Source organism: Hymenobacter latericoloratus (assembly GCF_014199535.1).
GTDB classification, from domain to species: domain Bacteria; phylum Bacteroidota; class Bacteroidia; order Cytophagales; family Hymenobacteraceae; genus Hymenobacter; species Hymenobacter latericoloratus.
In genome coordinates, this window is sequence record NZ_JACHNV010000005.1 from 98875 (window position 1) to 117126 (window position 18252).

Sequence of the window (18252 nt, forward strand, 5' to 3'; positions counted from 1 at the left end):
TTTACGTATCTTCGGAAAGCTAACCTTGAGTTCCTATGTCGAATCGTCCCGCTATTTCGGAAGAAGCCATTGTGCTGCGCGGCCCACTCGTCACCAGCTTCTCGGACGAGGAATTTTTCCAGTTCTGCCAGGACAACCGCGACCTGCGCCTGGAGCGCACTTCCGACCACGAAATTATCTTTATGTCGCCCGCCGGCTTTCTCTCCAGCTCCTATAGCGCCGAAGTAGTGTTTCAACTTTCCCTTTGGAACAAACAAACCCGTTTGGGCCGTGTGGGCGAGTCGTCGGCGGCCTACGTGCTGCCCGATAAGGCCACCTTGTCGCCGGATGCCTCGTGGTTTAGCCAGGCGGCCTGGGCGCGGGTGCCGGCCGAGCTGCGCAACCGGTTTCTGCCCATCTGCCCCGAGTTTGTGGTGGAGGTGAAGTCGCCTTCCGACCGGATTCCAACCCTGCAGGCCAAAATGCAGCAGTGGCTCCACAACGGCACGCAGCTGGGCTTTCTGCTCGACTGCGAAACCGAAACGGCCTGGGTGTACCGCCCCGACCAGCCCGCCGAGGAACTCCATGGCTACGACCGGCACCTGAGTGGCGAGGCCGTGCTACCCGGCTTCGCGCTGGACCTGCGGGCGCTGCGGGAGGAATAAGCGCGCCCCAAACGGCAGCGGCCTACCCCCTGCCAGCGGCTAAACCCTTCCGGGCTGTTCCGGCTTAGTGGTTATGGCCGGTGTGGTCGATTTCGGGGAAAGCCATTTCGCCGGCCCGTACTTCCACGGCCAGGCGGTTTTCCTGGGGCGGCACGGGGCAGGCGAAGGCCGGGCCGTAGGCGCAGAACGGGTTGTAGGCCGTGTTGAAGTCGAGGGTAATTTCATCCTCTCCCTCGGCGGGCAGGGCTACATCGAGGTAGCGGCCCCCGCCGTAGGTAGTAAAGCCGTTGGTTTTGTCGGTGAAGGGCACGAAGAGCTTGCCGTCTTTTTCATCGGGCTTGAGCAGGAGTACCAGCTGCTGCGGGGCGTCGGCCAGCTCGAATGTGGCGCGGCCCCAGCGCAGGTAGGTATCCGCCTTGCCATCGGTCAGCGGAATCTGCACTGATTCGGGCTGGACGAACCGCTCGACCTTGGCGCTGACGCGGTACGATTTCTCGGGCGCGAAGTAGCGCAGGCTGTCGAACTCCTGGCGCTGCTCCGAGGAAAGCGGCGAGTCCTTGGCCCGGCGGAAACTGTCGTTTTTAGCTGTGCGAGCTTTGTAAATGCCGGCGTTGTACTGGCTGCTGCCAAACACGAGGTCCTGGAAGGAGTACGCCAGCACCAGCAGCACCCCGAGGGCAATAAATAACTTAGGATTGATGCGCATACGGCAAAGGTAGGCACCCGGCCGCGCAACCCCGATTTATGGGAGCGGGGGTTAGAGCGAAGAGCTAACTCACTTCCTTGGGAAAGAGGGATTAGGGGCGGTTGATAATCGTTGAATGTCATCTAGCTTCTAGCTCTAGTGCGCCTCACCCCCAGCCCCTCTCCGGGGGGAGAGGGGGGACTAGCTCTAGTATTGTTCTGTGCCAAGCCAACCACCCCCAACCCCTCCTTTTCAAGGAGGGGAGCTAGTTCTCTAGCTCTAGTCCGTAACCCGGGTTATGTACTTTGGCAACGCCGGCACGCGAGATGTCTCAACAAGCCCGACATGACAGGGGCCGGTGTTACAGCATGCCCTCGTCGGCGAAGCTGTAGTAGCCGGCGTCGGTATAAATCAGGTGGTCGAGGATGGGCAGGTCGAGGAACTGGCCGGCTTCCCGGAGCTTGCGGGTGAGGGCAATATCGGCGGCCGAGGGGTTGCGGTTGCCGCTGGGGTGGTTGTGCACCAGGATGATGGACGAGGCCAGCTGCTCCAGAGCTTCCTTGAAGATGAGCTTGGGGTCGGCGACGGTGCCGGCTACCCCGCCCCGGCTGATGGCCACGGTGCGCATCACCACGTTGGCCCGGTTCAGGAGTACCACCCAGAACTCTTCGTGGGGCAAATCCTGGAGGTAGGGCCGCACCACGCGGTAAATGTCGCGGGAGTTGGTGATGGTGGGGCGGGCGGGCGCGTCGGCCTCCTTGCGGCGCCGGCCCAGCTCCAGGGCCGCCACAATGGTAATGGCCTTGGCCTCACCAATGCCTTTTTGGCGCATCAGCTCTTTCACCGAGAAGCGGGCCAGTTGGTTCAGGTCGTTGCCGGCGGCATTCAGCACCAGCTTGGCTACATCTACGGCCGAGAGCTTGGCCGTGCCGGAGCCCAGCAGAATGGCCATGAGCTCAGCATCGGAAAGGGCAGCGCGGCCCTTCTGCAGCAGCTTTTCGCGGGGGCGGTCTTCCTCGGCCCAACTCTTGATGCCGAAGGAGGAAGGGGTTTCGTACCGGTTGGGGGTAGGCTCGGGGGTAGCGGATTCAGATAGATTTCCCGTCAGATTGTCAAACTCTTGCATAGGGCATTGTTGTTGTAACGCCCGGAAATTAAAGCAAAAACCCGGCTCCCGCGTCTGCGTTTCTGGCAACTCCGCCCAAACCGAATGTTCCCGCGCGGGTTTGCCTTTCTACCTATGTCAAGATCCGTCATTCCCTTCATTTTTTTCGCGCTGGTCATTGCCGGCGAGTGGTACGGTTTTCAGGCCGTACGCACGCTGGTTCAGAACTCCTCCCCCGCTACGCGCCGCCTCACCCTAGCCGTGTACTGGGTCCTGACGGTGGTTATCTGGGGCCTGGGTATTTGGGCCATGAGCAACCGCCGCCAGCACGCGTCCTTCAAATCGTACTTCGGCGGACTGTTGCTGGCTATGCTGGCTGCTAAAATCGTGGTGGTTATTCCGCTGCTGCTCGAAGACCTGACGCGGGTAGCGCGCTGGGCCGTGCAGGCTGTGTCGGGCCCCAAGGGTAGCGGCGAAGGCCGGGCTATTTCGCGCAGCGAGTTCCTGAGCAAGGCCGCCCTGGTGGTGGGGGCCGTGCCGTTCGTGTCCCTGATCTGGGGCATGGCGAAGGGCGGCACCGACTACACCGTGAAGCGCGTGACGTTGCGCTTTCCCAATCTGCCGGCCTCGTTTGATGGTTTCAAGCTGCTCCAGATTTCCGACCTGCACACGGGCTCCTTTCAAACCAAGGAGCCGCTGCAGCGGGCCGTGGCCCTAATCAACCAGCAGCAGGCCGACCTGGTATTCATGACTGGGGACCTGGTGAATAACTATGCTCACGAGGTAGAGGAACACATTGATACGCTGGCCGGCATCAAATCCAGCCTGCCCATTTATTCCGTGCTCGGCAACCACGATTATGGCGACTATGTGCAAGAGTTCAAGGAGGATCGGTCGTTATGGCAAACCAACTTGGCCCGCATCAAGCAGAACCACGCCAAAATTGGTTGGGAGCTGCTGCTGGATGAAGCCCGCACTGTGGAACGCAACGGCGAGAAAATTGCCATTCTAGGCGTGCAGAACTGGGGCGCCCGCGGCTTTGCCCAGTACGGCAAGCTCGACAAGGCCCACGCCGCCGCCGACCCTACGGCCCCGTTTAAAATCCTGCTTTCCCACGACCCGTCGCACTGGGACGAGCAGGTGCACGGCTACGAAGACATCGACCTGACCCTTTCGGGCCACACCCACGGCATGCAGTTCGGCGTGAACCTGCCGTTTCTGAAGTGGAGCCCCGTGCAGTACGCCTACAAGCAGTGGGCGGGCCTCTACCAGCGGGGCCGCCAGTATCTGTACGTGAATGCCGGGCTGGGCTTTATCGGCTACCACGGCCGGGTAGGCTTCCTGCCCGAAATAACCGTGTTTGAGCTGCGCCGGGCCTAGTTTTGGCCTGCCGCCATTTGCTGAAAAGCCGCCGCGAGAAGTCGCGGCGGCTTTTCTTTTTGCGGAAGTAACCGCCACCGTAGCAAGCCCGTATAGCAGCCATTGGAAATTTTCTCCTCTCTCTCCCTCTCTTCTCTCAACTTCTCTCCATCATGAAAAAGACCCTGCTTCTGCTCTCCGCAGCCGCCGCCTTTACCATGGCTTCGTGCTCGGAAAATAAGACCGGTGAAACCACTTCCACCGAAACCACTACCAGCACCACGGCCCCGGTAACCTCTACGGCCTACTCCTCGGAGGCCATTGAGCGCCGCGCCGACCGGATTTCGTCTGATATGGCCACCAAAATGAAGTTCGATGAGGCCACCCGCGCCAAAATCCGGACGGCCTACGTAACCCGTGGCCAGCGCATTGCCGAGCTGCAGACCCGTTACGCAACCGACACCGCAGGTATGGCCGCCGCCATGCGCGACGTGTACATGAACACTGACACGGAGCTGAAAACCATCCTGACCGACCCCACCCAGTACTCAGCCTACGAGTCGAGCCGGATGGAGTACATGGATGACCGCTACATGGACGATGACGCCAGCATGTCGGGCTCCGATATGAGCTCTTCTTCCTCGATGAGTGATGCTTCCGGCATGGAAGCAGGCTCGGCCGGCGGCGAAGGCAAGCTGAAGGTGAAGCGCGACGGCGACATCAAAATTAAAGACGCAGAAGGCAACAAGCTGAAAATGGACGCCGACGACGGCACCGTGAAAGCCAAGCCCGAAAACGGCGAAAAAATCAAAGAAGAATAGGCTGGCTCGCTTTCTGCTTGTCTTGCCAAGCCCGCACCTGCAACGGTGCGGGCTTTTTTTGTCTCTCTTTGTTGTTGTTCCGTCGATGATGCCCTGCTTTTGGTAGGTTCTTCTCGCTTTCTACCTGGCAGCAGCGTTAGTTTACTGAATAATGAGTGTTCGGCTTTCCTTTTTCTGGCGTGTAGTGTGGTTGTTGCTTCTGCTGACGGGGCTGCGGGTGGGCAGTGCCCAGGCGCAGATCCGGGTGACAGGCAGCATTTCCGATGCCAGCACCCGCAAGCCCGTGCCCGGAGCCTCGGTGGTGGTGCAGCGCACCCGCCAGGGGGTAGTAGCCAACCAGGAGGGCGACTTCAACATTTCGGCCAACAGTACCGACACCTTGATTTTCCGGGCCGTGGGCTTCAAGGCCCAGCGCCTGCCGCTGGGGGGCTCGGGCCTTTCCCAGCTCATCGTGCAGATTAAGCTGCTCCAAGATACCGTGATGCTGGGCGAAGTGCGGGTAACGGAAGGCCGCCCCGACCGGGCCACCATCAACAAAGCCCTGCGCAACATCAAGCGGCCCAGCACCGCGCCTACCAGCTATGTGAAGCGCCCACCCGCGCCCAAACCCATGTTCCCCGTCGATTCAGCCGCGCCCAAGGCGCCTACGCCTACCATCGCCAGCCCCGTCAGCCTGATTTACGAGCAGTTTTCCCGGGCCGGTAAGGAGCGCCGCAAAATGGCCGAGATTCTGGCCGAAGAAGCCGCCGAAAAAGCCCGCCAGACCCGCCGCCAGTACAACACCAACTTCAAAGACAACCGCGGCTACGAGGAGTAAGAGAGTGAATGAGTAACGTATGTCATGGCGAGGAGGCACGACGACGCCATCCTTCCTCTCTTGTGTGACAGACCTCCTAATGTGACAAGCCCTTGACGCTCGCCCAGTCGTCAAGGGCTTGTCACGTTTCGAGGGGGTAGCGCGCGGGTCAGGACGGATGGCGTCGGCGCCCTCGCCACGACAACTTTTCACCAGTTCGCCATTTCCGCGTTTCCTACGTAAGCAGGTCTATGAGAATAGGCTATCCTTGCGTCAACGAATCGTTAGACTGCACTTCTACCAGCACTTTCCGGCTGGCTTCCTACTCCGATGAGCGGGTAGAGCTGGCCGTAGCGAATAACCTGGCCTGCCTGCAGCGCATTCTGGTGTGGAATGTGTCGCAGCACCTGCTGTTTTTCCGCATCGGCTCGGGCATTGTGCCCTTTGGTTCCCACCCCGTCAATACCTTTCCCTGGCAGACGCGCTTCGCCGAGGAATTCCGCAGCGTGGGCGACTATATCAAGGCCAACGGCATGCGCGTGTCTTTCCACCCCGACCAGTTTGTGGTGCTCAACTCGCCCGATGCGGGCATTGTGGAGCGCAGCATTCAGGAATTGGTGTACCAGGGCTCCATGCTGGATCTAATGGGCTTGGACAGCACCCACAAGCTGCAGATTCATGTGGGCGGCCTCTACGGCGACCGGGAGCTGGCTATTTCGCGCTTTATTGCTACCTACCACACCCTGCCCGAAGCCGTGCGGGCCCGCCTCGTTATCGAAAACGACGACCGGCTGTTCAGCCTGCAGGACTGCCTGCGGGTGCACAGCGCGGTAGGGATTTCTATCCTTTTCGACAACTTCCATCACGAATGCCTCAACAACGGAGAGCCCATGTCGGAGGCCCTACGGATGGCCGCGGCTACCTGGCACCCCACCCGCGACGGGATAATGATGATGGACTACAGCTCGCAAGCGCCCGGCGAGCGGCGCGGCAAGCACACGGCCTCGCTGGTAGAAGAGCTGTTCCAGGGCTTTTTGCAGGAGCTCGGCGACCTGGACGTGGACATCATGCTCGAAATCAAAGACAAGGAAGCCAGTGCCGGCCGGGCCTGCCTGATGCTCCGCGACCTGGGCCGCATCGTGGCGCTAACCGCTTAACTTTCCTCCCCCCCTTCTTTTCCTCAACCCATGTCTGAATTTTCTGACCTGCTGAACAGCACCGTGCAGTCGTTGAGCAACGGCGTAACCGGCCTGCCCATCAGCGCCGCCATGGATACCACCGAAACCTGGCAGCAGCACTTCCTGCAAAGCGGCGACCCTACCTTGCAGAACATTGCCCGCGAAATCGGCAACCTGCAGTCCTTGCTCAGCAGCGAAAAAACCGCCGGCCTCGATGGCCCCGCCATTGGCCGCTCCCTGAGCATGCTGGGCTCCCAAACCGCCGAGGTAGCCCGCACCGCCCCCGATGCCGTCCGTAGTAACCTCACCACCCTTTCCGATACCCTGCTGCGCATGGGCGGACAGCTGGAGCAGGAAGCGTAGCCTCCCAACCCCCAAAGAAAAAGGCTCTCTAACCAAGTTAGAGAGCCTTTTTTGTGAGCTCACTTATCCCCGTTGCTACGGCCTCGAATCGGTGGGGGTAATGGGGGTAGTGGACTGCTGCTGCAAGGTGCCGCGCGGGGCCGTGGTCTGGCGCCGGGCGCGCGGGGCTACGCGCGTGGGCCGGGCCGGCTGGCGCAGCTCCTGCTCCGTAGTAATGGGGCGCGGCGGCTGGGGCGACTGGTCGATGGTGCCGATTACGCCCTGCTGGGTAGGGCTGGCCGTAGTGGACGTGCGCTGATCCAGGGTGCCCGGGTTGGTGGTGGGGTTGGCCGGATTGATGGGCGGCACCGTGGACTGGTTGACGGCTCCCGCGCGCTGGGGTGAGGTAGGCGTAATCTGGGCCGAAGCCAGGGTGGCGGTGCCCATCAAGAGAGCCGCCGCCAGAAAAAATTTCGTTTTCATATGTCAGGCAGAAGTAAGATCAAACGCCCGAATGGCGCGAACCTCCCTCTATACGCAGGCGCCCTGGTGCCCAGCTGATAATACCATAATCTTATTTTCAGGCAAACATCTATTTATCAATCCTATATAGTAAAAATCAAACAGTCCGTAGGCAAAGCCCACGGACTGTTCGGTCCTGAGGTATCAGGGCTGCTGGTTGAAGCCAGAAGCTATTTGCGCACCCCGAAACGGTACTCCGTGGTGGAGCGGAACGTCTGGCCGGGCTCCAGAATAGTGCTCGGGAACTTGGGTTGGTTAGGCGAATCGGGGAAATGCTGGGTTTCCAGGCAGAAACCGTAGTGCTGGGGGTAGGCCGTGTTGCCCTTGCCCGTGAGCGTGCCCTTGAGGAAGTTGCCGGAGTAGAACTGCACGCCGGGCTGGTCCGTCAGCATTTCCATGGTACGGCCCGAAACCGGCTCGTACACGGTGGCCGCCAGCTCAGGCTGGGTGCGCTGCCGGTCGGCCAGCACCCAGTTGTGGTCGTAGCCGCCGGGGGCGGCGCCGGGCACCTGCTTAATTCGCTCGCCAATGGCGTGGGGCTGGCGGAAGTCCATGGGGGTGCCTTCTACCGGGCGCAGCTCGCCGGTCGGAATCAGGGTGGCATCTACCACCGTAAAGCGGTCGGCCTTCAGGGTCAGCACATGGTCGAGGGCGTTTTTGGCCTGGCCGTGGTTGAGGTTGAAGTAGCTGTGGTTGGTGAGGTTGAGGGGGGTAGCCTTGTCGGTGGTAGCGGTGTAGTCGAGGCGCAGGGCGTCGTCGTGGGTGAGCGTGTACACCACCTTTACCGTCAGGTTGCCGGGGTAGCCTTCCTCGCCGTCTTTGCTGGTGTAGGTAAGCGTGAGGGTCTGCCCATCGGCCGAAGTGCCGGGCTCGGCCTGCCACAGCACTTTATCGAAGCCGCGCTTACCGCCGTGCAAGTGGTTGGGACCGTTGTTCTGGGCCAGGGTGTACTGCTGCCCCCCGAGCGTGAACTTGCCGCCCTTGATGCGGTTGCCGTAGCGCCCAATCAGGGCCCCGAAGTACGGGCCGGCCTCCAGGTAGGCGGGGCTGGTGTAGCCTTCCACATTATCAAAGCCTAGCACCACGTCGCCGAGCTGGCCGTTTTTATCAGGAGTGAGCAGGCTGGTGAGCGTGCCGCCGTAGGTGGTAATGGTGGCCTTCAGGCCGTGGGCGTTGGTGAGCGTGTAGAGCTGGGCTTCGGCGCCGTCGGGAGTTTTGCCGAACGAGGAAGAGGTAGGCATAGCGGTTGGTTGCGCGGAGTCGGCGCTGGCAGAGGTTCGGACCGCGCCGGCCGCCTGTTCAGAGGGTTTAGGTTGGTTACAGGCCGCCAGCAGCAGCAGGCCGGCCAGGGCTCCATTCCGGGTGAAGCGTTTGGGCATAAAGGTCAGAAAGAATCGAAGAGAGTTGGGAAAGAAATTCACCTGTTTCGGCTGGATGACTTGCCAAAGCCCCCGGCCCCCTGTCCGGGGGCTTCGGCAACGCCAGCCGAGCAAGACGCCCCGGTGGCACCTCCGCTCAGCGGGCTCGTTGTTACTGCTTACCATCCGGGGCATTACCACCCGCCCGGGCGGTAGCTACCTGGCTTTGCAGGCTGAAGCTTTCAAACGATACGGTAGCCGTAGCGGGCCCCTTGGCCAGCACGCCGGCCCGCACGCCCCGGTCCCAGGGCGGCAGGTAGGTGCCGTTGATGGGCGCGCTCTGGCCGGGTAGGCTCTGCCAGGTTTTGCCCCCGTCGGTGCTCCAGCCGAAGCGGAACAGGTTGCCGTTCTGGGCCTGCATCCGCAGGGTCAGGGCCGTGGTGGCATTGTCCAGTTTGGCTTCGCCGAGGGTCTTTTGCTTGCCTTTCTCCAGCTGCCAGAGCTGCAGCTTGCCGCCCCCCACCGTGAGGGCCAGGGTGTTTTCCGGGTCGCCGTGGGCGGCAATGCCGGCCAGGGTGCCGGCCGGGAGCTTGGCGGGGTTGAGCAGGGTAGTCGTGGCGGTGTAGTCGGCGGTGGTGGTGTGCTGGCCGAGCACGGCGCCGCTGTGCTCGGGCCGGGCCGTAAGGCGCAGCTGGCCGCCCTGCACGGCCACGGTGGGCCGCTCCTGCACGGGCCACTGCCACGAGGGCTGCAGGGTGGCCTGGTCAAACTCATCGGTGAAGTTGCGGGCCACGGCCGAGGGTGTACCCTTGTCGGGTATAGTGCCGCCGCTGCGGAACTCCGGCCAGCCCTCGGCATTCCAGGTAAACTCGCTTACTACCCCCTGCCGGCCCACAAACTCGAAGCTGCGGGTGTCGTAGGCGTGGTGCAGCAGGTACCAGCGGTTGCCGCGGTTGAACACGGTGCCGTGGCCGGGGCAGGCCCACTTCTCGTTTTTGGTCAGGATGGGGTTTTTCTCGTACTTCTCCCAGGGGCCCAGCAGGCTTTTGGAGCGCGCTATGCCAATGCCATAGGTGCAGTTGTGGCCGCAGCAGCCGTTGCCGGCATAAAAGGCGTAGTAATAGTCGTTGCGCTTCACCATGCTCACGCCCTCCACCAGGTTGCCTTCCCAGGGCACGGTGTTGCGGAACAGCTCTTTTTTCTCCCCAAGCAGGGCGGTGTGCTCTTCGTTGAGGCGCTGGGCCCAAATGGGGGTAGGCTGCCCGACGCTGTTGCCATCTTCTTTCCAGATCAGGTATAGCTCGCCCTTCTCGTCGCGCATCGGGAAGCCGTCAATCGAGCCGTCCTTCTGCGCTACCAGCGGACCCAGGTCGCGGTACGGGCCGGCGGGGTTGTCGGCCACGGCCACGCCCACGGCCAGGTTGCCGCCCTTTTTGTGAGCCGTGTAGTACACGTATATCTTGCCGTTTTCCTCGCTGAGCTCCGGGGCCCAGAAGTAGTAGTCGGCCCAGTCAGGCAGCTCATTCGGAAAAACGTGGCCCACCAGCTCCCAATCCGTCAGGTTAGTGGATTTCAGCAGCGGAAACGCCGGCCCCCAGTTGGAGGAAGTAGCCGAGGCCCAGTACGTGTCGCCAACTTTGGTGATGGACGGGTCCGGAAAGTCGCCGGCCAGCACGGGGTTCACAATGGGCAGCGCCGGCAGTTCGGCCTCGGCTACCGTTTCGGCAGTGGTAGCCGTGGGGGTGCTGACGCTGGTGGTGGCGCTCTGGCAGGCCCCGAGCAGGCCCAGGGCCAGGGTGGCAACCAGGTGGAATTTGGAGGGTAGGATCATGGTAGGTCAGGATGCGAAGGTTGAACGTGCGCGGGGTGCGGCTACTCGCCGGCCGGCCGGGGCAGGGCCGTGCCCACGGCTACCGGCGTCCCGAAGTCGGGGGTGCCGTCGGCTTTCCAGGTAAACTTCTGCATGCGCGGACTCCGGTTGTCGCCGCAGCCCTGGCCGGGCTGGGGGTTGGCGTGGTAAATAATCCAGTCCTCGGTACCGTCCTTCGACTGAAAGAAGCTGTTGTGGCCCGGTCCGTAGGCCTGGCCGGCCGGGTTTTTCACGAATACGGGGGTAGCCGATTTTTTCCAGGAGCTGAGCTGCATGGGGTCGGCGGTGCTGGAAGCCGTGAGCAGGCCCAGGGCGTAGTCGTCGGTGCTGCAGTGGCTGGCCGAGTACACCACGAAGGTTTTATCGGCGTGCTTCAGAATCTGGGGGCCTTCGTTTACGGGCGGGTTGCCGTTCCGCTCCCAGGCGTACTCGGGGTTCGACAGCTCTACCCGCGGCCCTACCAGGGTCCAGGGGTTGCTCATCTCCGAGATATACAGGCGCTGCACCTCGCTTTCGGCCACCTCATGGCCCGACCACAGCAGGTAGCGCTTGCCGTTCTGCTCCAGCACGGTGCCATCAATGGCCCATACATCCTGGCCGGGCACGGCAATGCGGCCCTTGTCCACCCAGGTACCGGTGGTGGGGTCGGGGCTGCTGTTTTCCAGCACGAAAATGCGGTGGCCGCCGCAGCACTGGGGGTTAGCGGAGTAGTAGATGTACCACTTGCCATCGAGGAAATGCAGCTCCGGCGCCCAGATTTCGCGCTGATTCGAGCCCACCTGCTGGGGCGACCACACCACGGTGCTTACCGCCGAGCCCAGCTCCGACATCTTCGCGGTTTTGCGGATAACGAGGTTGCCCCCGGTGGTGTGCATGTAGTAGTACGTGTCGCCGCGCCGGATTACCCACGGGTCGGGCCCCACCGTCAGCAGGGGGTTGGTGAAGCTGGTAGCGGTAGGAACCGTGGGCGGCGGCGGGCTCACGGTGGGCGGCGCCGACGACTTGGAGCAGGCCAGGGTGCCCGCCAGCAGCAGGGAGGCCCAGAAGGAAGAACGAAGTAAGAGCATAGCTTGGGTGGAAAGGAGAATGAGCAAGTAAGGCAAAACGCAGGGTCCGCCGCCGGGCAGGGCCTTTTCCCTACCCCCTCACTTTATGCAAACAGCCGCTGCACCCACGCGGCACAGCGGCTGTTTGCGGTTTTCCGGCAGAAATCAGCTGGTTAATAGCCGGTATTCTGGGCCAGGCGCAGCAGGTCCACGTCGGCCTGCGGCAGGGGCAGCAGGCGCGACTTGCCCACCACGAAGTTGGTAAAGTCCTCGTCGCGGGCCTTGAGCTGATTTACGCCCGCTGGGGTATCAAGCAGGCCCCAACGCTGCAGGTCAAACCAGCGCACGCCCTCACCGGCCAGCTCCGTGGCGCGCTCGTGCATGAGCTGGGTACGCAGGCTGGCCTGAGTGAAGCTGCTGGCCACCAGGGGCGCCAGGCCGGCGCGCTGGCGTACCTGGTTAATCAACGGAATGGCGGCGGCGGTCTGGTTTTGCTCGTTCAGGGCTTCGGCCTGCAGCAGCAGCACGTCGGCGTAGCGCATCACCCGCTGGTTAATCGGAGAGTCGAAGTCCTCGAAGGTGCGGTAGTAGTCAGTCTGGTACTTGCGCCAGTACACGCGGGCCCGGTTGCGGGCGTCCTTGCCGTAGCGGGTCAGGAAGCCTACGCCATAGGCCAGGGTGTCGGCGTCGGAGGGCAGAGCCGTCGGGAACTGGCCCTGGTCGCGGCGGTTGTAAAACACGGTAGCGGCCAGGCGCGGGTCGCGCTGCCCGGTGGTGGTCGGCTCCTTCAGGAACTCGTTTACCAGCCAGGGCCGCACCTCCCCATCGTTAAAGCCAAAGCCCGGTACGCCCCAGAACTGGGAGCGTTGGCCACCCTGGGAGGTGGTAGCATCGGGGCCGCCCCCGGCATCGTTGCCGCCTTTCTTCTCATCGGAAAACTGCACCTCGAAGATGGACTCGGCGTTGTTCTCGGTGGTGTGGCGGAAGTTGTCGGGGTAGGCGACACTGAGCCGGTAGGTACCCGAGCTGATGACCTGGGCAAACTGGGTCTGGGCATCGGCCCAGCGCTTGTTTTGCATGTAGGCCTTGCCCAGCAGGGTAATGGCGGCGCCCTTGGTGGCCCGCCCCAGGTCGTTGCCGGAGTAAGAAGCGGGCAGATCGGCCTGGGCAGCCTGCAGGTCGCTGATTACCTGGGCCCAAACGGTAGCCTCGGTGCCCTGGGGCGTGCTCTGGGCCAGATCGGTGGTGTACTGCAGGGCCAGGGGCACGTTGCCGTAGAGCGACACCAGATTGAAGTAAGACAAGGCGCGCAGGAAGCGGGCCTCAGCCACAATGCGCCGCTGCAGGGCGGCATCCATGCCCTGAATGCCGGGCACTTTGTCAATTACCTGGTTGCAGCGGAAGATGGTGCGGTAATGGTCGCGCCAGATGTTGTTAGATACCTCAAAGTCGTAGTTGGTCTGCACGAAGCGGGTGAAGTCGCGCAGCTCGCCCCAGGGGCTCTGGCTGAAACCGATGTCGTCGCGCAGATCAAAGGCAAAGTTCAGCCAGCGGCGGTACATGCCCAGGCCCTGCAGGCCGGCGTAGCAGGCCGTGGAGGCTTTCACGGCGTCGTCGCTGGTCTGGAAAAACGATTCGGTAGTGGGCAGGTTAGGGTTTACCTGGTTCAGGGGGTCTTTCTCGCAGGCGGCCATGCTCAGGAGCAGCATGCCGGCCAGGCCCGTCCGGGTCAGAAAGGAGAATTTCATATCAGCACTGATTTAAAGTCGGGGTAAGGAAGAAGGGCCTAGAAACCGGCCTGAATGCCCAGCGTGAAGGAGCGCAGGTTGGGGTACGAGCCCTCATCGACGCCGCGGGCCAGCGTGCCGCTACCCACTGTTTCGGGGTCGTAGCCGGTGTACTTGGTCACGGTAAACACGTTCTGGCCGGTAGCGTACACGCGCAGGTTGCTGATGTACTTGGCCCGCTCCAGCATGGTTTTGGGGAAAGTGTAGCCCACCTGCAGGTTTTTCAGGCGCAGGTAAGAGCCGTCTTCGAGCCAGCGCGTGGAGTTAAACCGGGCGTTGTTGCCGGCCGAGAGGCCCCCGCCCCCGGCAATAACCGCCCGCGGGGTGGTGTTGGAGGGGTTTTCGGGGGTCCAAGGGCTGAAATCGGCGCGGTAGCTGCCGTTGTCGTCGGTACGGTCGAGCCAGTAACGGGTGGTGTTGAACACGTCGTTGCCCTGTACGCCCTGGAAGAAGGCCGTCAGATCGAAGCCGCCGTAGCCGGCCGTCAGGTTCAGGCCGTACTGGATTTTGGGGAAGATGCGCCCCACGTGCACCCGGTCCTTGTCGTCGATGATACCGTCGGAGTTGGCGTCCTTGTAGCGCACGTCGCCGGCCTGCAGGCCCGCCGGAATGTTCTGGTCGCCCGACTGGTAAATACCATCGAACTGGTAGAGGTAGAACGAGCCGATTTCGTAGCCCACCTCGGTGCGGGTAATGCTGTTCGGGCCGCTTACCAGGAAGTTGGGGGCCGTGCCTTCAATGGCTCCGCTGTTCAGATCCAGCACCTTGTTGCGGATGGTAGTCAGGTTGGCCGTGGCGCCGTAGCGGAAGGGCTTGCTGTTCTCGGTGTAGCCCAGCTGAAACTCAAAGCCGCGGTTTTCCAGCTTGCCCAGGTTCTGATAGGGCAAAGACCCGGCGTTGGCGGCCGTGGCCGGCAGGTTGGCCTGAATCAGGGCATCTACGGTCTGGGAAATGTAGTAGTCGGCCGAGAAAGTCAGGCGGTTATCCAGCACGCCCAGATCGAAGCCGTAGTTCTGGGTGCGGCGCTGCTCCCAGCGGATGTTGCTGGCCAGGGTGGTCTGGATGGCTCCGTTCTGAATGGTGCCGCCCAGCACGTAGTTGGCGTTGGTGTTAATAAAGCCCTGGTAGAGGTAGGAACCGCCGTAGGCACCCGTCAGGTACTGGTTGCCCAGGCTGCCGTAGGAGGCCCGCAGCTTCAGGTCGCTGATGCCGGAAATGCCCTCAAAGAACTTCTCCCGCGAAATGCGCCAGCCCACCGAGCCGGCCCAGAAGTCGCCCCACTTGCGCCCGTCGGCAAAGCGCGACGACCCGTCGCGGCGGTAGGCGCCCGTCAGCAGGTACCGCTCATCATAGTCGTAAGTCACCTGCCCGAAGTACGACTGCAGGGCCTGCACGTAGGAGGAGCCAATGGTCTGGGGCGTTTGGGTGCCGGCATCCAGGGCCCAGTAGTAGGTAGGGCCGGTGCCGTAGCCGAAGTTCACGCCCCGCGTAAACTCGAAGCTGCGCCGCTGCCGGCTGTAGCCCGCCACGGCCGTCAGGTTGTGCTGGCCGAAGCTCTTGTCCAGGGTCAGGGTGTTTTCGGCCTGCCCGAACAGCTCGTTGCCCTGGCTTTCGCCGTAGTACGAGGGGGTAGTCGCATCATTGCGGCGCCAGATGCCGAACTGGCGCTTCTGCTGGTCGCGGAAGCCGTGGTACTCCAGGCCCAGGTTCAGGCGGTAGCGTAGCCAGTCAAACAGCTGCACTTCGGCGAAAACGTTGCCCAGCAGCCGGTTGGAGGTGCCCGTATCGTTCAGCAGCTTCTGCAGGGCAATGGGGTTGGTGCCGAAGGTAATGGCGTTGTCAGTACCAATCCCGAAGCCGCCCGGCACGGTGGGGTCGTACACCGGAATAACGGGCAGCATGCGCACCACATCAAGGAAGGGCAGGCCGTTGAGGCGGGTTTGGTTGGCGCGCACCAGCTGCAGGTTCTGGCCCACGCGCAGGCGGCCCCGGTTGAAGCCCGTGTTTACCCGCACGCTGTAGCGCTCGAACTTGGGGCCCTGCACCGTACCGTTCTGCTTGAAATACCCGCCCGATACGTTGAAGTTCGAGTTGGGCCCGCCGCCCGAGAAGCCCAGGTTATAGTCCTGCACCGAGCCTTGCCGGAAAAACTCGTCCTGCCAGTCGGTGTCAATGCCGGCGGGCGGGTTAGCGGCGAAAGGCAGGGGCGCGAGGCCGGCGTTCTGATAGGCTTGCCGGTTGATGGCGGCCCACTGCGAGGCATCGGCCAGGTCCAGCCGGTTTACCAAGTTCTGCACGCCTCCGTTGGCGTTGAAGGTAATGGCCGGCACGCCCTGCTTACCCTTTTTGGTGGTAATGATAATCACGCCGTTGGCGCCCGACACCCCGTAGGGAGCCAGCGAGGAAGCATCCTTCAGCACCTGCACCGACTCGACATCGGCCGGGTTGATGTCGCGCTGGGCACTGCTGGTGGGCTCAATCCAGAGGCCATCCACGATGTAGAGGGGCGAGCTGGCGGCGCCGCCCAGGGTCCCGAGCCCGCGGATATTGACTACCGGCGCCTGCCCTGGCGCCCCGGAGTTGGTTACCTGCACCCCGGCCAGGCGGCCCTGAATGGCTTCGCCTACCGAGGCCACCGGCGCGCGGCGCACTTCCTGGGCCCCCACGCTGGCTACCGAGCCGGTTACGTTCTGGCGCTCCTGGGTGAGGTAGCCCACCACCACCACCTCGCTCAGAGCCTTGGAGTCGGGCGCCAGGCTGATGTCGATGGTGGTACGGCCGCTTACTGGTACCTCCTGGCTCAGGTAGCCCACGAAGGAAAAAGTAAGGGTAGCGTTGTCGGCAACGGTAAGCGAATAACGGCCGTCAGAGTCGGTAGTGGCACCGTTGGCGGTACCCTTTTCCAGTACTGTTACGCCGGGCAGGCCTTGGCCTTTTTCATCAATGACCCGGCCGCTGATGCTTTGCGCGGGCGCCGGCACCCGGACGTATTCCGGCGAGGCCATTTCGGCGGCTGCGGCTTCCGTGGCTGCCAGCGGCACTAGGGGTAGAAAGCAGAGCAGCGTCGGCACAGCAGGCCGTCGCAATCTGAGGTAGGAATGGTTCATGGGAATGTGGATGTGGGAATTAAAGAAGGCTCTTTGCAATCGTTTGCATCACTAAAGCAAAAGCAAGCGCTTGCAAGCGAGGAAGGACAACCAGCAGACGAGGTAAAAAAAGTGGCAAGACACTGTAAACGTGTGCTTTCGCCAGAATATGCGACAGACGAAATAAGTACAGTTCAGCTAAGCGAATATTCGCAACTATAAGCAGTATTTCAGAAATAGTCAAGTTTTAACTAGTTATAGACCAATTATACTATTCAGGTAGAAACAAATTTATATTTGATAAATTATACATAACACGCACTAAGTAAGAGCTACAAGCAGCTGACACTTTTCATTGTGCAATACTACTCTGGCAAGAAAATTTATTACACGTAACCGCAAACGTTTGCACTGATTATGGCAATTCATCATCTTTAGCCCCTCAGAACCTTTGCTTTCTCCGTTGTCTTCTGCTTTCTGCGTATGTTATCCGCTTCCATCTCAGCTGCTTTTCAGGACCAGTTTCACTATCCTCCCCTGTTGGTACGCGCGCCCGGCCGCGTCAATCTGATTGGGGAACACACCGACTACAACGAGGGGTTTGTGCTGCCCGCCGCTATTGATAAGGAAATCTACTTTGCCGTGGGCCTCAACGGTGGGTCTGCCATCCGGCTCTACTCCTACAACAAGCAGGAGCTGTACACCACAGAGGCCAGCCAGGTGCGGCGCGATGCCACGCTTTGGGCAAACTATCTGAAAGGAGTAGTCGCCCAGTTTCAGAAGCGGGGCATCACAGTACCGGGCTTCGACTGCGTATTTGGGGGCAACGTGCCCATGGGCGCGGGGCTGTCATCGTCGGCGGCGGTGGAGTGCGGCCTAGCTTTCGCCCTGGATCAGCTGCTGGCTACCAAGCTGGAACGCCTGGACCTGGCCCGAATGGCCCAGAAAGCCGAGCACGAGTTTGCCGGCGTGCAGTGTGGCATCATGGACCAGTTTGCCAGCTTGTTTGGCCGCGACGGGCAGGTAGTACGCCTAGACTGCCGCTCCTTAGCCTACGAGTACTTTCCCTTTGACACGAGCCGCTGCCACATCGTACTCTGCAACTCCGGCGTAAAACACTCTCTGGCCAGCTCCGAGTACAACACCCGCCGCCAGGAGTGCGAACAAGGCGTGGCCCTGCTCCAGCAGCACTATCCGGAGGTTCGTAGCCTGCGCGACGTAACCCTGGCCCAGCTGCAGCAGCACGAGGCAGAATTTGATGCGGTGGTATTCCGCCGCTGCCGCTACGTAGTAGAAGAAAACCTGCGCGTGGAAGCCGCCTGCCAGGAGCTGGCCGCGGGCAATCTGCCGGCCTTCGGACAGCAGATGTACGCCTCCCACGCCGGCCTGCGCGACGATTACGCCGTGAGCTGCCCCGAGCTGGACACGCTGGTAGAGTTGGCCCGCCCCCTGCCGGGCGTGTACGGCGCCCGCATGATGGGCGGTGGTTTTGGCGGCTGCACCATCAATCTGGTGGAGGTAGCCCACGTAGAGGAGTTCACGCGCCGCATGCGGGAGCTGTACGAGCAGGCCACCGGCATTCCGCTGGAAACCTACCAGACCACCATTGTGGCCGGCGTTTCAACGCTGGAGCCCGTAATCGTTTCCTAGGCG

Annotated in this window: 16 protein-coding genes; 7 read left to right on the plus strand and 9 right to left on the minus strand. The window is 61.9% G+C overall.

The annotated features are described in order from the left end of the window. The first annotated feature begins 35 nt into the window (after positions 1-35). Positions 36-644, plus strand: coding sequence for a Uma2 family endonuclease (locus GGU46_RS16145; RefSeq protein WP_183404599.1), 609 nt, complete (start codon positions 36-38; stop codon positions 642-644). A 64-nt stretch (positions 645-708) separates the two neighbouring features. Here GGU46_RS16145 and GGU46_RS16150 read toward each other — a convergent pair whose 3' ends face one another. Together GGU46_RS16150 and radC are read right to left on the minus strand one after the other, a co-directional pair. Continuing rightward, positions 709-1350: a DUF1684 domain-containing protein gene (locus tag GGU46_RS16150; RefSeq protein WP_183404600.1), complete on the minus strand. Its 642-nt coding sequence runs from the start codon at positions 1348-1350 to the stop codon at positions 709-711. Positions 1351-1690: 340 nt separating this feature from the next. Beyond that, positions 1691-2455 carry a RadC family protein gene (gene radC, locus GGU46_RS16155; protein ID WP_183404601.1) on the minus strand — a complete coding sequence of 255 codons (765 nt, stop codon included), beginning with the start codon at positions 2453-2455 and terminating at the stop codon, positions 1691-1693. Between the two features lie 114 nt (positions 2456-2569). On the opposite strand from radC, the gene GGU46_RS16160 reads away from it, so the two are divergent. The 5 genes from GGU46_RS16160 to GGU46_RS16180 all read left to right on the plus strand — a co-directional run bounded on the left by GGU46_RS16160 (position 2570) and on the right by GGU46_RS16180 (position 6951). Then, positions 2570-3814 (plus strand): metallophosphoesterase, encoded by a 1245-nt coding sequence (locus GGU46_RS16160; RefSeq protein WP_183404602.1) that lies wholly within the window; start codon positions 2570-2572, stop codon positions 3812-3814. A 152-nt stretch (positions 3815-3966) separates the two neighbouring features. Further along, positions 3967-4614, plus strand: a complete 648-nt coding sequence (locus GGU46_RS16165; protein WP_183404603.1) for a hypothetical protein — start codon at positions 3967-3969, stop codon at positions 4612-4614. Positions 4615-4798: 184 nt separating this feature from the next. Further along, entirely contained in the window at positions 4799-5431 is a 633-nt protein-coding gene (locus tag GGU46_RS16170; RefSeq protein WP_183404604.1) for a carboxypeptidase-like regulatory domain-containing protein, read from the plus strand. A 230-nt stretch (positions 5432-5661) separates the two neighbouring features. Continuing rightward, positions 5662-6567 carry a UV DNA damage repair endonuclease UvsE gene (uvsE, locus tag GGU46_RS16175; RefSeq protein ID WP_183404605.1) on the plus strand — a complete coding sequence of 302 codons (906 nt, stop codon included), beginning with the start codon at positions 5662-5664 and terminating at the stop codon, positions 6565-6567. 30 nt (positions 6568-6597) lie between these two features. Then, positions 6598-6951, plus strand: a complete 354-nt coding sequence (locus GGU46_RS16180) for a hypothetical protein (RefSeq protein WP_183404606.1) — start codon at positions 6598-6600, stop codon at positions 6949-6951. A gap of 75 nt (positions 6952-7026) precedes the next feature. Here the strand turns inward: GGU46_RS16180 and GGU46_RS16185 are convergent, their stop codons facing one another. From GGU46_RS16185 to GGU46_RS16215, 7 genes are all read right to left on the minus strand, one after another. Beyond that, entirely contained in the window at positions 7027-7413 is a 387-nt protein-coding gene (locus GGU46_RS16185) for a hypothetical protein (RefSeq protein WP_183404607.1), read from the minus strand. Positions 7414-7622: 209 nt separating this feature from the next. After that, entirely contained in the window at positions 7623-8831 is a 1209-nt protein-coding gene (locus GGU46_RS16190; RefSeq protein ID WP_183404608.1) for an aldose epimerase family protein, read from the minus strand. A gap of 151 nt (positions 8832-8982) precedes the next feature. After that, positions 8983-10641: a family 43 glycosylhydrolase gene (locus GGU46_RS16195; RefSeq protein WP_246399064.1), complete on the minus strand. Its 1659-nt coding sequence runs from the start codon at positions 10639-10641 to the stop codon at positions 8983-8985. 41 nt (positions 10642-10682) lie between these two features. Next, positions 10683-11747 (minus strand): glycoside hydrolase family 43 protein, encoded by a 1065-nt coding sequence (locus GGU46_RS16200; protein ID WP_183404609.1) that lies wholly within the window; start codon positions 11745-11747, stop codon positions 10683-10685. 152 nt (positions 11748-11899) lie between these two features. Then, positions 11900-13474: a RagB/SusD family nutrient uptake outer membrane protein gene (locus tag GGU46_RS16205; RefSeq protein WP_183404610.1), complete on the minus strand. Its 1575-nt coding sequence runs from the start codon at positions 13472-13474 to the stop codon at positions 11900-11902. 38 nt (positions 13475-13512) lie between these two features. After that, a complete protein-coding gene (locus tag GGU46_RS16210; RefSeq protein ID WP_183404611.1) occupies positions 13513-16599 on the minus strand; it encodes a SusC/RagA family TonB-linked outer membrane protein in 3087 nt (1028 codons plus the stop codon). Between the two features lie 40 nt (positions 16600-16639). Continuing rightward, a complete protein-coding gene (locus tag GGU46_RS16215; RefSeq protein WP_183404612.1) occupies positions 16640-16843 on the minus strand; it encodes a hypothetical protein in 204 nt (67 codons plus the stop codon). A gap of 239 nt (positions 16844-17082) precedes the next feature. Between GGU46_RS16215 and galK the strand changes: the two genes are divergently transcribed. After that, entirely contained in the window at positions 17083-18249 is a 1167-nt protein-coding gene (gene galK, locus GGU46_RS16220) for a galactokinase (protein WP_183404613.1), read from the plus strand. The last annotated feature ends 3 nt before the right edge of the window (positions 18250-18252 follow it).